Origin of the sequence: Oligella urethralis DSM 7531 (assembly GCF_000372065.1) — a bacterium.
GTDB lineage: Bacteria > Pseudomonadota > Gammaproteobacteria > Burkholderiales > Burkholderiaceae_B > Oligella > Oligella urethralis.
In genome coordinates this window covers 75046-88890 of record NZ_AQVB01000005.1, presented here as the reverse complement: position 1 = coordinate 88890, position 13845 = coordinate 75046, and the positions used below count along the sequence as shown (strand labels likewise).

The 13845-nt window shown below is 46.3% G+C and carries 16 protein-coding genes; 11 read left to right on the top strand and 5 right to left on the bottom strand.

Translation table 11 applies throughout. From position 1 onward, the window contains the following. The 6 genes from A3GA_RS0104500 (at position 1) to A3GA_RS0104475 (ending at position 5606) form a co-directional block, all read left to right on the top strand. Positions 1 to 594 carry a nitroreductase family protein gene (locus tag A3GA_RS0104500; protein WP_018026200.1) on the top strand — a complete coding sequence of 198 codons (594 nt, stop codon included), beginning with the start codon at positions 1 to 3 and terminating at the stop codon, positions 592 to 594. Positions 595 to 711: 117 nt separating this feature from the next. Then, positions 712 to 1833 (top strand): high-affinity branched-chain amino acid ABC transporter substrate-binding protein, encoded by a 1122-nt coding sequence (locus A3GA_RS0104495; protein WP_018026199.1) that lies wholly within the window; start codon positions 712 to 714, stop codon positions 1831 to 1833. A gap of 250 nt (positions 1834 to 2083) precedes the next feature. Next, on the top strand, positions 2084 to 3214 hold the full coding sequence (locus A3GA_RS0104490; RefSeq protein ID WP_018026198.1) for an MlaE family ABC transporter permease: 1131 nt from the start codon (positions 2084 to 2086) through the stop codon (positions 3212 to 3214). A gap of 2 nt (positions 3215 to 3216) precedes the next feature. After that, positions 3217 to 4041 carry an ABC transporter ATP-binding protein gene (locus A3GA_RS0104485; RefSeq protein WP_036558315.1) on the top strand — a complete coding sequence of 275 codons (825 nt, stop codon included), beginning with the start codon at positions 3217 to 3219 and terminating at the stop codon, positions 4039 to 4041. A gap of 18 nt (positions 4042 to 4059) precedes the next feature. Beyond that, positions 4060 to 4998, top strand: coding sequence for an MlaD family protein (locus tag A3GA_RS0104480; RefSeq protein ID WP_018026196.1), 939 nt, complete (start codon positions 4060 to 4062; stop codon positions 4996 to 4998). Continuing rightward, positions 4992 to 5606, top strand: a complete 615-nt coding sequence (locus A3GA_RS0104475) for an ABC-type transport auxiliary lipoprotein family protein (RefSeq protein ID WP_018026195.1) — start codon at positions 4992 to 4994, stop codon at positions 5604 to 5606. The genes A3GA_RS0104480 and A3GA_RS0104475 overlap by 7 nt, the downstream gene beginning before the upstream one ends. A gap of 107 nt (positions 5607 to 5713) precedes the next feature. Here the strand turns inward: A3GA_RS0104475 and A3GA_RS11305 are convergent, their stop codons facing one another. Then, positions 5714 to 5971 carry a hypothetical protein gene (locus tag A3GA_RS11305; RefSeq protein WP_018026194.1) on the bottom strand — a complete coding sequence of 86 codons (258 nt, stop codon included), beginning with the start codon at positions 5969 to 5971 and terminating at the stop codon, positions 5714 to 5716. Between the two features lie 230 nt (positions 5972 to 6201). Here A3GA_RS11305 and A3GA_RS0104465 point away from each other — a divergent pair, with 230 nt between their 5' ends. From A3GA_RS0104465 to djlA, 3 genes are all read left to right on the top strand, one after another. Continuing rightward, the gene (locus A3GA_RS0104465; protein WP_018026193.1) at positions 6202 to 6594 is read left to right on the top strand and encodes a hypothetical protein; all 393 of its coding nucleotides are present in this window, start codon (positions 6202 to 6204) and stop codon (positions 6592 to 6594) included. 155 nt (positions 6595 to 6749) lie between these two features. After that, positions 6750 to 8786 (top strand): UvrD-helicase domain-containing protein, encoded by a 2037-nt coding sequence (locus A3GA_RS0104460; RefSeq protein ID WP_018026192.1) that lies wholly within the window; start codon positions 6750 to 6752, stop codon positions 8784 to 8786. A 38-nt stretch (positions 8787 to 8824) separates the two neighbouring features. Next, positions 8825 to 9790 (top strand): co-chaperone DjlA, encoded by a 966-nt coding sequence (gene djlA / locus A3GA_RS0104455; RefSeq protein ID WP_018026191.1) that lies wholly within the window; start codon positions 8825 to 8827, stop codon positions 9788 to 9790. Between the two features lie 61 nt (positions 9791 to 9851). On the opposite strand, the gene A3GA_RS0104450 is transcribed toward djlA, so the two are convergent. Both A3GA_RS0104450 and A3GA_RS12260 read right to left on the bottom strand, forming a co-directional pair. After that, entirely contained in the window at positions 9852 to 10211 is a 360-nt protein-coding gene (locus tag A3GA_RS0104450; protein ID WP_018026190.1) for a hypothetical protein, read from the bottom strand. A gap of 24 nt (positions 10212 to 10235) precedes the next feature. Further along, on the bottom strand, positions 10236 to 10379 hold the full coding sequence (locus tag A3GA_RS12260) for a hypothetical protein (RefSeq protein WP_018026189.1): 144 nt from the start codon (positions 10377 to 10379) through the stop codon (positions 10236 to 10238). A gap of 79 nt (positions 10380 to 10458) precedes the next feature. Here A3GA_RS12260 and dinB point away from each other — a divergent pair, with 79 nt between their 5' ends. Then, a complete protein-coding gene (gene dinB, locus A3GA_RS0104440) occupies positions 10459 to 11520 on the top strand; it encodes a DNA polymerase IV (RefSeq protein WP_018026188.1) in 1062 nt (353 codons plus the stop codon). A gap of 4 nt (positions 11521 to 11524) precedes the next feature. On the opposite strand, the gene A3GA_RS0104435 is transcribed toward dinB, so the two are convergent. Continuing rightward, on the bottom strand, positions 11525 to 11986 hold the full coding sequence (locus A3GA_RS0104435; RefSeq protein ID WP_018026187.1) for a GatB/YqeY domain-containing protein: 462 nt from the start codon (positions 11984 to 11986) through the stop codon (positions 11525 to 11527). Between the two features lie 101 nt (positions 11987 to 12087). On the opposite strand from A3GA_RS0104435, the gene A3GA_RS0104430 reads away from it, so the two are divergent. Further along, the gene (locus A3GA_RS0104430; RefSeq protein ID WP_018026186.1) at positions 12088 to 12753 is read left to right on the top strand and encodes an alpha/beta hydrolase family protein; all 666 of its coding nucleotides are present in this window, start codon (positions 12088 to 12090) and stop codon (positions 12751 to 12753) included. A 62-nt stretch (positions 12754 to 12815) separates the two neighbouring features. Here A3GA_RS0104430 and A3GA_RS0104425 read toward each other — a convergent pair whose 3' ends face one another. Continuing rightward, positions 12816 to 13820 (bottom strand): bile acid:sodium symporter family protein, encoded by a 1005-nt coding sequence (locus A3GA_RS0104425; RefSeq protein WP_018026185.1) that lies wholly within the window; start codon positions 13818 to 13820, stop codon positions 12816 to 12818. Positions 13821 to 13845: the final 25 nt, after the last annotated feature.

The following is a 13845-nucleotide window of genomic DNA, read 5'->3' as shown; positions in this document are numbered from 1 at the left end:
ATGGTCGATCAGAAAGCAGCCATTGATTTGCTACTTAAGCGCAATTCGATGAAGTTAGTGCAGGCGCCGGGCCCTTCGGACGAGGAACTGGCGACGATCCTGCAGGCCGCCATGACGGCCCCTGATCATGGGGCCTTGCGTCCGTGGCGTTTTAAAGTGATTCGCGGTGAGGAAGTGGTGCAGCAGTTTGCAGAGCTTTCTTTTAAGCATCGTCAAGCCTCAGCGATGCCTTTTACTGAAGAGAAATTAGCTTCAAGTAAAGCTTGGCTTGCTGATGTGCCTTTGATCATTGCCGTTGCGGCCCAAATTAATCATCAAGTCATTGAGAAAATCGACGAAACGGAGCAATTATTGGCGACAGGGGCGGCCATGACACAAATTCTTAATGCGTGTCATTTCCTAGGCTATGGCGCCTTTTGGAGTACGGGTATTGCGACCTATATCGAGGATTTTCAGACAGCGATTGGTTTTGATCCCTTGGACTATCGCTTTATGGGCTTTATTGCGATTGGTACCCCCAAAATGGGGATTCCTCAAAAAGAGCGTCCAAACTATCAGGACTTTACGACGCTGTGGACTGGCTCAGGGAATTAAGCGTAGCCTTTAATGGTAATTACTGACTGCATTTTTTCTAATTTGTCGTTATGCTACAAGTTATTTTAATAATCTATAGTTTAGATCTTAAGTAGTTTTGTTGGAGGACGACATATTATGAAGAAACCTTTCCGTTTATCAGCACTTTTTGCAGCGACCGCTTTATCATTCGGTTTGGCCGCTTCCGCTCATGCTGAAGTGGTCAAAATCGGCTTTGTAGGTCCTATCACTGGTCCTTTGACGCAATATGGTGATATGGTACTTGAGGGTATGAATACTGCGATTGAGGCAGTGAATGATGCTGGCGGTATTAATGGTAATACTTTCGAAATCGTGCGGGTAGATGACGCATGTGAGCCTAAACAAGGTCCAATCGCAGCGAATAACATCATCAACCAAAAAATTGGTTTTGTGGTTGGTCCAGTGTGTACCGGTGCCACCGTTGCTGCGGCGAGCATTTTAGATGAGCAGGGCGTGGTTACAATTACACCATCCGGTACGGGTCCAGTGATTACCGATGACAAGAATTTCCACTTTATTTTCCGTTCCATCGGTCGTGATGACCAACAGGGTCCTGCGGCGGCCGAATACATCATCAATGTTGCTAAGCCTCAGCGTTTAGCGGTATTGCACGATAAGCAGTCTTATGGTCAGGGTATTGCCGCTTCTGTGCGTGATGAAGCAAAAAATGCAGGCATTAATGTGGTGATGTTTGAGGGTATTAATGCCGGTGAGTCTGATTACTCTGCAATCTTAACCAGTATGCGTTCAAATGACGTTGATTTTGTGTATTTCGGTGGTTATCATCCTGAGATGGGTTTATTACTTCGTCAGGCCAAAGAGCTTGGCTTTGAGGCACCGTTTATGGGTCCTGAGGGTGTAGGTAACCCTGACGTAAATGCGATCGCCGGTGATGCGGTTGAGGGTATGCTCTTAACCTTACCAGCAGACTACTCGGCTCGCCCTGAAAACGCTGAGATTGTTGAGGCTTTCAAAGCCAAAAACCGTAATCCTTCTGGCGCTTTCCAGTTGACTGCTTATGCGGCTACCCAAGCTATTCTTAAGGGTATCGAAGAAACTAAATCCACTGATCCTGAGAAAGTCGCTGATTGGTTACACGCCAACAAGGTATCTACTGTATTAGGTGATATTAGCTGGAACGAGCAGGGTGACTTAACGGAGTTCGTGTTCGATGTGTTTAAATGGCATGCTGACGGTTCTAAGTCTTTAGCAAAGTAATTAATTAAAACGCAGCATATAGTAGTATCAAGGCACTTGGGTGGTTTTGCTGTCCAAGTGCTTTTTTATGTAGCACAGACTTAGCATGTCGTCTGCTTGCAATCGATTATCTAGGTATTGTTAGTCATCGCCCATCCCTTTAGCTCAATTGACTGCATAGGCATCTATTTTGTAATGCGCCGCTTAAAGCATTTTTAATGCACGGGTTTTAATATAAAATGAGCTATTAAATTATTAAGGCGATAAGGGATTGGATACAGTTTCTTCATATTTTAAGCAAACCGCTCAAGGGCATTTGTCAATTACTGGTGAATGGGTATTGGCAAATTTCGGCGAGCTAAAGCAGTTAAAGTCGGAGCTGAGTCAGGCCTTGGACGGCGCTGAGACCATCGATTTTTCCGAGCTGCAGCACTTGGATACCAATGGTGCCTATTTACTGGTGAAGTATTTAGGCGCAGAGCGTATCGAAAGCGCGTTGGATGATGCTTCACTTGCGCCGGCATTTCGCGCTTTATTAGCGGTGGTTCAGCAAAGTATCACTGAGGCAGGCGAGCACCAGCCCGAACTCAAACAGCACAGTGCCATTGCTTTATGGTTAGATCGTATGGGTCGACGCACCCTTGATGCTAAGAACGAGGCGGTACGTTGGTTCGCTTTTTTTGGCATGGTGCTAGAGGGTATGTGCCTTAACTTTTTACAGCCTCATAAGTGGCGTTTGACCTCGGTCATCGCTCATATTGATGCCAGTGGCTATCAAGCGGTACCGATTATTTTTCTATTGAATTATTTGATTGGTGCGGTGGTGGCTTTTTTGGGCGCCACCGTGTTGGAGCAGTTTGGGGCGACGATTTTTACCGTACATTTGGTTGGCTTTGCCTTTATGCGTGAATTTGGCGTGCTCTTAACTGCCATTTTAATGGCCGGACGGACCGCTAGTGCCTTTACTGCACATATCGGTTCGATGCGCTTACACGAGGAAATTGATGCGCTCAAAGTCAGTGGGGTGAATCCTATTCATGTGTTGGTATTGCCGAGAGTAACTGCCTTATTGGTGAGTCTGCCTTTATTGACCTTTATTGCGATTGGTGCAGGTATTTTAGGCGGGATGACAGTATCCATCTTTATGCTCGGTATTTCACCCACCTTATTTGTTGAGATTTTGGTTGATAAAGTCGGTTTAAGGCATTTTTTAGTGGGTATGTCCAAAGCCCCTATCTTTGCCTTAGTGATTGCCACCACCGGTTGTTTAGAGGGCTTTAAGGTTAGGGGTAGTGCTGAGTCCTTAGGTCGACAAACAACCAATAGCGTGGTTAAGTGTATTTTCCTGGTGATCTTGATTGATGCCTTAATGGCGATGTTCTTTATGGAAATGGGGTGGTAGTGATGCAGCAGTCTCAAGTACCCAAGCCAGACCCTAAGCAGTCTAATGATGAGCCCGAGATCGTCATTAGGGTGCGCGGTTTACGCAATCAATTTGGTTCACATGTGGTTCACGATAACTTGGATTTAGACGTTTACAAGGGCGATATTCTTGGCGTGGTGGGAGGATCCGGTACGGGTAAATCAGTGTTGCTGCGCTCCATTGTCGGCCTAATCACACCGGCTGCCGGTGAGGTCACGGTCTTTGGTAAAACCTTAAGTGAGCTCTCGGATAAAGAGCGTGATAGCGTTGATCGACAGATGGGTGTACTGTTTCAACAAGGCGCCCTTTACTCCTCCTTAACGGTCAAGGAAAATATTGCCTTTCCCTTAATTGAGCAGTTAGGTATGTCACGCCCTGAGGCTGAGGATTTGGCCTTGATGAAGATTTTTTTAGTGGGTCTATCAGCGGTAGCTGCCGATCGCTACCCCTCGGAGTTATCGGGCGGTATGATTAAACGAGCGGCTTTGGCTCGCTCATTAGCCTTGGATCCGGCCATCTTGTTTTTAGATGAGCCGACGGCCGGTTTAGATCCTATTAGTGCCGCTAATTTTGATGAATTGATCATGACACTTAGAGATGCGCTTGGTTTAACCATCTTTTTAGTGACACATGATATGGATACTTTGTATACGGCATGCGATAAGATTGCCGTACTCTCAGACAAGAAAGTGTTAATTTCTGCACCCATTGAAGAAGTAAAAAAAGTTGATAATGAGTGGATTCAGGAGTACTTTAACGGCCCGCGTGGTCGTGCCGCCTACTCATCTCATCAGCAAGAAGAATAGTTTTTTTAAAGGTAAGCTATGGAGCCAAAAGCAAGGCATATTTTAATCGGTTTTTTCACCGTACTGATTACCGTGGGTATTGTGACTGCGGTTTCTATCTTAGGTAAAATCACCACTTCTCAGAAGTGGCAGTATTTTATTATCCAGTTCAATGAAAGTGTGAGCGGTCTGTCTAACGGCAGTGCCGTTGAATATAGCGGTCTTAAAATCGGCGAGGTAGAACGACTGGAGCTACAGGCTAATCCTAATCTGGTGAATGCCTATGTCAAATTAAACGAGGACGTTAAGGTACGCTCCGATGTGGTGGTGATGTTATCGCTCGTGGGGGTGACGGGTCAGTCGGTGATTTCAATGTCCGGCGGTAGCCCTGAGGGCATGCTGTTAGAGGGTGATCGTGATGATCGTCCGATTCTCTATGCGACACCATCACCGCTGTCTAAGCTCTTTTCCAGTGGTGAGGGTTTAGCTTCTAGCTTAAGTGAAAGCTTGATTCGCTTCAAGAAGTTATTAAGTGATGATAATATCAATCACTTTGCAGGTATTTTGGCGAATGTGGAGAGTTTTACGGGTTCGCTTGCCGCAGAAGGGGATTCGCTGCAATCAGCAATTCGTGAGGCAGATGAGCTCATGGCTAATGCTAATGAAGCAGTGGCTTTATTTAAAGAGTTTAATTCAAGTGTAAATCATCTATTAAATGAACAGGGTGCTAAGGCGATGGAGTCAATGACCACAGCCATTGATTCTGTGAAGCAAGCCTCGGAAAATATTAAAAAGTTAGTGATTAACTCACAAGGCAAACTATCCAATAGCTTAGAGGGTTTAGAGCAGGTCGGCCCGGCTCTAAATGAGTTTAAGCGTGGTATGAGTACCTTTAATAATTTATTAAGAGATTTTTCAGAAAGTCCGGGTCGCTTTATTCTAGAGGGCGAACAGCTTAAGGAGTACAAACCATGGTAAAACAATCAATAGGTCGAATCATGTTGTTAGGTGCCTTGGCGACCTTAGTCTCGGCTTGTTCAATTATTCCTAAAAGTCCGAAGCTCACGGTGTATCAATTGCCGCAACGGGCGCAGGCAGTTCAATCATCAACAACGCTTAATAAGGTATTGCGTGTGGCCATTCCTTATAGCCGTAACTACTTAGATACCTCGCGTATTGTAGCGGTGACGCCTGAACATCATATGGCTGTGATGGACGGTATTCGTTGGGAGGATTTAGGGCCTATTGTCTTTAGAGATAGTTTAATTCGCGCCCTTCGCAGTGCAGGTATTTATCGAGCGGTGATTAATGATGATACGCCCTCAGGGGATTATGCATTGCGTAGTGATTTGCAAGATTTTCAGGTAGACCATAGCGTGCAACCGGCGACCGTCGTGATTAGCTTGGATGTCAATCTGACTAATCTTAAAAACCCGAACGAGCCGACGAATACCCGCAGTTTTACTGCGCGTGCAGCTTTAGCGGCGGCATCGGATGAAGCGGTGATTGAAGCCTTTGCTGATGCGAATCAGCAAATTCAGACGCAGATCATTGATTGGTTAAGCAGTCAACCAAGCGCCAGATAAGTTAGTCGAATGATGGCGCGGGATACCCTGTGGCAACAGATTAAAGGCGGTGCTGATGAAGCAAGCACCGCCTTAATCATCTGATGCTTTAAAAGAACAAACTCAGACTATTGACACTTAAAGCTAATGTAGTAGGCATCACCCACTGAGCCAGAACCGGTCGGTGCGTGCTGCTGAATATTGGTCGCTTGTAGTGGGGAGCATACACGATTTGCATTGCTTTGGCAGGTGGCCCAGTCCGGTGCTGAGGTCGCATTATCTGAGCATTGAAGACCATAAGAGTTATTATCGCTCAAATCGATTTTGCTGGCGCAGGCTGATAATATGACAGGGACCGCGATTAAGAGTAATTTTTTTAATTTCATAAGTAAAACTCCGAGCCTCTTCTTTTCTAAACAATTGGATTTTATCAATAGTTTAGCTCAAATCCTAGTGATACACGCTGAAAGCGCCGAATAAGCCTTTTTACCATTGGGCTGATGGCACTCGCAAGAAGAGGTTACATTTGCTTGCTAATCTGTTGCTGAATCACTGCTAAGATAAACTATACAATAAATTGTTGTTATCTTTTCTTATCCTTTTAAGGAGCTATCTGATGAAGAAAGTATTACTCCCAGTTTTATCTGCCTTGATGTTAAGTGGTGTTGCTGTGGCTCAGGCTGTGGCTCAGGATGAGGGTCCTGATAATCGCTCTGCTTGGGCCAAATCTCAAGATATGTATGTTGAGCCTACGCTACGTATTACGGAAACCACAATTCCTGTGACGGCTGAGCAAGCAGCTCAACAAAATTTAAATGTGCGTGAAGTACCTGCGGGTACGGCGACTGCGCAAAGCACGACCACCGTGGTTAATCCCGATGGTCAGGTTGTTGGACAAAAAACGGAGCCTGCGAGCGGTGTAGCTGCGCCTGCAGTGGTTGAGCCTGCCGTTACGCCTATGCAGCAACAGGGTGCGCCGGTAGAGGACTTATCTAGACAGGTTAAATAGGTCTTAAGCAACTAAGTCGCAGCCATAGCCACACGGAGCCTGTTGATATGATCAACAGGCTTTTTTGTGGCTGGCTAAAATTAGCCAGCCTTCGCATATTACTCTGCGCATAAGCTAAACTCCTCATGTTGAGGCAAAGAGCGGTAGTTGATGCTATGACAGAAAGTGTAGCCACCGATAGCGCTGCGCAGCAGGGCGAGAGTGCGCATCTTGAGCTGCTCCACGAGCTGAGCGAGGAGCAGTATGTAGCTGCGACCAGTGAGGCTGCTGCTACGCTGGTGTTGGCTGGTGCAGGTACTGGCAAGACACGTACCTTAATTGCTCGCTTAGGCTATTTGCATAGCATTGGCTATTTTAATGAGGCAAGGGTCTTGATGTTAGCCTTTGCTAAAAAAGCCGCACAAGAGATGGCGGAGCGCATTGAGCAGTTGCTTCCCAGCGTGAGTGAGGCAGTCGATGTGAGTACCTTTCACAGTTTAGGCTTGCAAATCGTAGCCAGGGTCACAGGGCGTATGCCACGCTTAACTGAGCTAAGCGAGGCAGATGCGATGTCACACTTTATTCGTCAAGGTTTTTTTGAGCTATGTGCAAGGGACTCAGCGTATTTAAAGGCATATTACAAGTGGCTTAATCTATCCAGTCTTGATAATCTTGCCGCTCAGTCATTGCGTACGCTGAATGATGAATACACACGTCATCGCGGTGAGTGGATATGCGCCAATGTGCTTTATCAATTAAATATCGACTATTTTTATCAGCCACTGTATGCCCGTCCCCATCACTGGACCAAGTATCAATGCTATCGGCCGAGCTTTTATTTAGTCAATGAGGGTATTTATCTTGAGGTCTATGAGGTGGCGGAGCAGGCGCTTAGTGCATTGCAGCTAGCCCATCGCCAGCGGGTGAGTACGCTTCATGCAGCCCAAGGCAGCACCCTAATTGAATTGTTCGTGGATGAGTCCTTAGCAGATTTTTATGCGCATTGCCTAAGGCTACTGAGTCTTCTTAAAAAGCCTGCCAGGCACCAACGCAGGCCACGAGCTAAGTCATTACGACTGGGTCGTTCAGCTTATCATTATGAGCACTTAGTGGCGCAGCTCTGTCGTTGGTTGCCTTTGTTTAAGCATCAGCAGAGTTGGCCAGATTTGAGTCAAAGTCCATTAGCTGATGGGCATTTATTAAATGCCTTATTGGCACCCTTATGGCAGCGTTATCAAGCTCATTTAGCTGACACTGGCACGATTGATTATGAAAGAATGATTATCTTGGCGAGCGATTATGTGCGCTCAGGGGCTTTTAAGGTACCTTGGAGTGAGGTGATGATTGACGAGTTTCAAGATATTTCGGCTGAGCGGGCTGCGTTAATTCAAGCCATGCGTGAGCAAAAGCCCTCGCTGCGCTTATTTTGCGTGGGTGATGATTGGCAAGCAATTTACCGCTTTGCTGGCTCAAACTTACGCTTTACCACCGACTTTGAGCATTATTTCGGTCAGGTGCAACGCTATGCGCTAAGTCAGACCTTTCGCTTTGGTGAGTGTTTAAGTCGAGAGTCCAGCCGTTTTGTGCTACAGAATCCGCTCCAAAGTCGTAAGGCCTTATATGGGCAAGCAGGGCATCAGCAGCCCTTGGTCTTATGTTGCACCAAGGAACTGACTGAGGGGGCTTTGCTAGCAACGATTTTTGAGTTGATTCAACGGGATGCGGCGGGGCGTTTAACTGGGGGTGCCCAAGAGCGCTCCACGGTGTTATTGTTATCACGTTTTCATCATTTTTTACCCGCCGCCAAGACCATGCAAGCGTGGTCGCGGCAATTCCCCAAGTTGGCGTTGTTGCAGGGCACGGTGCACGGGGTCAAGGGCAATGAAGCGGATTACGTGGTGTTATTAGCGATGAATCAGGGGGAGTTTGGTTTTCCTTCGACAAAGCAGAGCGATGCATTAGTTGAGTACCATTTGCCTCCGCCTGAGGACTTTCCTTATGCAGAGGAACGGCGCTTATTTTATGTTGCTTTGACCAGAGCAAGAGAGCAGGTTTATTTAATTTATGATGAGGATAATGCCTCGGTGTTTATTGAGGAGCTCAAAAGAGATTATCCTGTTTTACACTTAAAAGAGTTAATGCAGCAAGCAGGATTACTTAAAAAGCCTCAAAAAAAGGCATGGCAGCGGCTTAATATTTTCAAAGTTAGGTAAAATAGAGCCCATACTTCTTTTGGAGCCGCTTCTCTGCCATGCGATTTATTATTTATTTTCTCATTTTTGTCTATTTTTCTAGTAACTATGACAGCTTTTTTATCGGCCTAATAGCCGCTATTGGCGCAGCTTATGGTTGGCGCTACTTAAAAAATCGTATGCAAGCCTCTGAGTCAACAGCAGGTGCTCGCTCTTGGGGTGAAAATACATGGGGTAAGCAGTCCACACGAGGCGCTACCTCCTATGATTTTGGTCGGGGTCATATACGTTCAGCTATTTTCCCAAACGAGGTATTTACGCCAATTTCATTTTATGTGGCTGCTTTGTTTTTGTGTTTAGGACGTATTGCTAAGGCAAAAGGGGTAGTACACGAAAGGGATATTGATTTAGCCAATCGGGTGATGAACCAATTGCGCTTACCTGAGGCTTTGCGGAGTGAGGCCAGAAAGTATTTTAATCAGGGTAAGGGCTCAAGTTTTTCCGTCTCGGATCTGGTGCTGGAGGTAAAAAAGCAGTTTATTGCTTTTCCAAACTTCCAACGTATGTTTTTTGATATTTGTTTGAGTGCGGCGATTTTGGATGGGCGTATCATCGCTTCGGAAAAAAGCATTATTCGAGATTTATTCCCTTTAACCGGGGCGCGTCCGGAGCTGTTTGATGATTTTATTGGGCAGTTTGAACAAGGCGCAGCCTTTGGTCAAGAGCGTGCTCATACAGGCTATGGCGATCATGGGCAATCACAGGGTCGCTCATCACAGGACCAAGGTTGGGGGCGTGCGACCAAATCAAAATTGGCAGAGGCCTTGGCAACCTTAGGGGTGACGGAAGATGTGCAGCAGGATGAATTAAAGCGTGTGTATCGTCGCTTAATTAATCAATATCATCCAGATAAATTGGCTGGTCAAAACTTACCTGAGGGCTTAGTTGAGATGGCCAAGGAAAAAACGCAGCAGATTATCTCATCCTATAACTACATTATGGAGTATAAGGGCTGGTCGCGTTAAGGCAGTATGTACTCGTCGCTGCTAAAATTGCCTCAGCGACAGCTAATCAGGTGGCTTTGGATTAAAATGCTGATGACTCTTCGTTGTAGGCGAGTGCCGCTAAGGCCGCTGCGAGTATCTCGCTAGAGGCGCAGAAAAACACCAGCGTATCCCCGTCATTTGCATTATCCAGTATGCTGCTGATCTCATCCTCGGGATCGTTTAGTTCATGTAGCTCAGCCACATGTACAGAGCCCATTTCAAATCGCTCCTCCGGCAGTATCTGAGTGATCAGCTCATAATCAGTAGCAGCGATCACAAAGCATAAAAAGAGCTGGCTGCCCTCAACATTGGCTCGTAACTCTAGGCCGATATCCTCAAGCGTGTCGCCCTGGTGGGCACTGATATGACGATGGAATGTTGTGCTTAAATAGTCTTGCATAATCTAGTCGCTGTGCTCTAGTCACTACTCAGTCATGAGATTGGTCGGTGGCGGTAAATCTTGGGGTTTAGGCGCAGCAGGTCCTTGGTAAGAAGCGGGATGTTGGGCACACGCCGCTAAAAAGCTTGAAGCTGTTAAAATAAACAGTAGTTTTTTGATTTTATCCATATGCTGTGCTCCAACGTAGTTAATCATTTATTGTAGTGTATTTTTTAATCCATTTCACTGTCGAGGTCTATTGTACGTAATGCGCAAAATTATTCATATTGATATGGATGCATTTTATGTGTCCGTTGAGTTGCGCGATAGACCGGAGCTTCGGGGGCAGCCGGTGATAGTGGCTTGGGATGGCGCGCGTTCGGTGGTGTGTGCGGCTTCTTATGAGGTTAGACAGTATGGCGTGCATTCTGCTATGTCGGTGGCGCGGGCAAAGCAGCTCTGTCCACAAGCGATTTACATTAGTCCTGATTTTTCAAAGTATCGTGCCGTGTCTCAGCAAATTCATGCGATTTTCAGGCAGCATACGGATTTAATTGAGCCCATTTCACTGGATGAAGCGTATTTGGATGTGACTGAGAATAAGTTGAATATCCCCATTGCCACGGAGATAGCGCAGTTGATTCGTCGTGATATTTTTGAAACAACGGGTTTAACTGCTTCAGCAGGTGTGGCCCCAAATAAATTTATTGCAAAAATTGCTTCCGATTGGAATAAGCCGAACGGGATCAAGGTGGTTTCACCGCAAAGGATGATGGAATTCCTATTGCCCTTACCGGTGCAGAAAATTCCTGGGGTGGGACGGGTGACCCTAGCAAAAATGCATCGTCTTAAAATTTATACGGTGGAGGATATGAGCGCTTTTAGCTTGGGTGAATTAGTGCATCATTTTGGTAGTTATGGCTATCGCTTGTATCAACTCGCTAAAGGCATTGATCGTCGTCCAGTGAAGGCTCAGCGTGAACCAAAACAAATATCCGCAGAAAATACCTTTATGCGTGATTTACAGGTGGCGGAGATTGCCGAAGCGCTGGCGCCAATTGCAGAAAAAGTAGCAGCAGTCGCACAACGTAAGGGGCAGTTTGGCTATTGCGTGACCCTACGCCTAAAAACCGCTGATTTCAGAGTGATGACCCGCTCCATCACGCTTTCCCATGTGTTGCATCAAGCGGATGAAATTTTGCAGCAAGCCTTGCATTTATTAGAGCAGTTAAGCCCCGAAGAGAAAGCACAACGCTATCGCTTAGCAGGAATTGGCATGAGCCAATTCCTAAGCAGGGAAGCAGTAGAATCTCAGCTGAGTTTATTTTAAATGCTTATGGGTTTAGCTTTTGGCGAAGGTTTTTAGAAACCTCAGACATATCGGCACGTCCGGCAAGCTTCGGTTTAATCAGAGCCATGGCTTTACCCATGGCAGCACCCCCGCTCACACCCTCAGCCTGTAACTGAGCTAAAACCTCATCAATTAAGGCATTGATTTCTGCGGCATCTGCTTGAGCTGGCATAAACTCACTTAATACATCAATTTCTGCCTGCTCGGCGGCCGCTGTATCGGTACGACCTGCTTTTTCATAGGCCTGAATGGATTCGCGACGCTGCTTAATCTGCTTATCGATAATGCTGATAATATCGTCGTCAGTCAACTCAATACGTTCATCCACCTCACGTTGCTTGATGGCTGCCTGTAATAAACGTAAAGTACCTAGGCGTGCGCTATCACGGGCTCGCATCGCATCTTTAGTGGCGCTGGAAATTTGATCTTTTAAGCTTAGAGACATTATTTATCCTAAATCATTGGTTGAATTTTGTTTGAATGCCTTTAGATTATATTACGCTTATGCTAGAAAAATAGAATCACGTAGGAATTGAGTTTAAGCGAATGGCAGCATTTATTATTCAGAAGAGCTACATACCTAAGGCGCAGACGGATGTAGCGCAATTATTTATGGTTTTGACACGTTCAGCCCAAGCAGAGGATATTGCGGCGGCTGATGGGGTGTTAAAGGTGTTATCGGCACGCTTTCCATCGGCTGTGTTATTAAGTATTAGCTTGAGTGACGCTGATGCCTTGCCACCTGGGCTATCTGAAGCCGAAGAAGGTGCTTGGTTAGAGCATATACAGCCAGAGTGGTTGAGGTTTATTGCTGAGCAGCAGCGTCAATATGGCGTTGAGCCTGCGGCAACAGCCATTGTGGGCGTGGGTACCTTAGGCGCCTTGGTGTTAGAATTGGCCAAGCTTGAGCAGCCAGTCGCTGGTCGTTTGATCAGTTTTGGTGCGCGCTTTATTCGCTTACCTGAGCAACCGCTTTCACTGGCTCAAACCCTACATTTATTACATGCGGCTAACGATGCCGAGGTAGCTGCTAAGCATAGTCAGATTGCGCACCTGGCCATTCAAAACCTGGCAGCTGACTCAACCCTGGATGTGTTGCAGGGCATTGAGGATTCGCTTGACCCTGCGCTCATTACACAGCTGCGAGTACGTCTTGAAACCTGCATCCCCTTAAGGATTTTAAAAGAAATACAGGCCGCCACCGGTGCATAGGGTGTGACTTGTTATTAACTGATTAAGGGGCGCTAAGGCCCCTTGTTACTTAAAAAAGCAGCTTATGCCTCGTTCATTTGCTCCTCTGGGCTGAGTGGTCGTTTACCCAGTCGGTTTGCAATCACGGCACACACCATCAACTGTAGTTGGTGAAATATCATCAATGGTAAAACAATGGCGCCAATCGGCATCCCGGCAAAAATAATTTGTGCCATGGGCAATCCACTGGCAAGACTCTTTTTAGAACCGCAAAATAGGATGGTAATACGGTCGGCTAAATTAAACCCTAAGCTTTTGCCGATCAAGTGACTGGCGCCCAAACTTAAGGCTAAGATCAAGGCACTCACAAGCAACACTGCAATCAGCGCTGAAATCGGTGTTTGATGCCATAAGCCCTCATTGACTGCGTGTGAGAAAGCAGCATATACCACCAATAAGATTGAACCCTGATCGACTACTTTAACTAAGCGCTTATTTCTCAGTAAAAACTCACCTAAATAGGGTCTCAAAAAGTGACCTATAGCAAAGGGCACAAATAATTGGAAAATGATTTTAACGACCGACATGAAGTGAATGCTCGGTACCTGATCGCTAAAATCCGTCAAGATCAAGGCTACTAACATGGGCGTCACAAAAATGCCCACAATACTAGAAGCAGAGGCATTACAAATGGCAGCAGCCAAGTTACCGCGCGCCATGGAGGTAAAGGCAATGGCCGATTGCACTGTGCCAGGCAGCATGCAGAGGTATAAGAAGCCCAAGTAGAGGGTGGGTGTCATTAAGGGTTCGAGCAGCGGTCGCAGGACGATGCCAATCAGTGGAAAGACCACAAAGGTGATGCAGAAAATCACGATATGGATGCGCCAATGCATGATGCCTTGATAAATTGCTTGCCGTGAGAGACGGGCACCATGCAAGAAAAACAGTAGTCCAATGGCGAGTTTGCTAAGCCAATCAACGGCTATCTCACCCTGCCCATGAGCGGGTAAGATAGTCGCAATAATCACAAAGAGGGTCAATAAGACGGTGAACTGATCAGGGACTAAGCGTTTAAAGTTAAAATTCATGGCGCTAGGATTTGCTTATTAATTA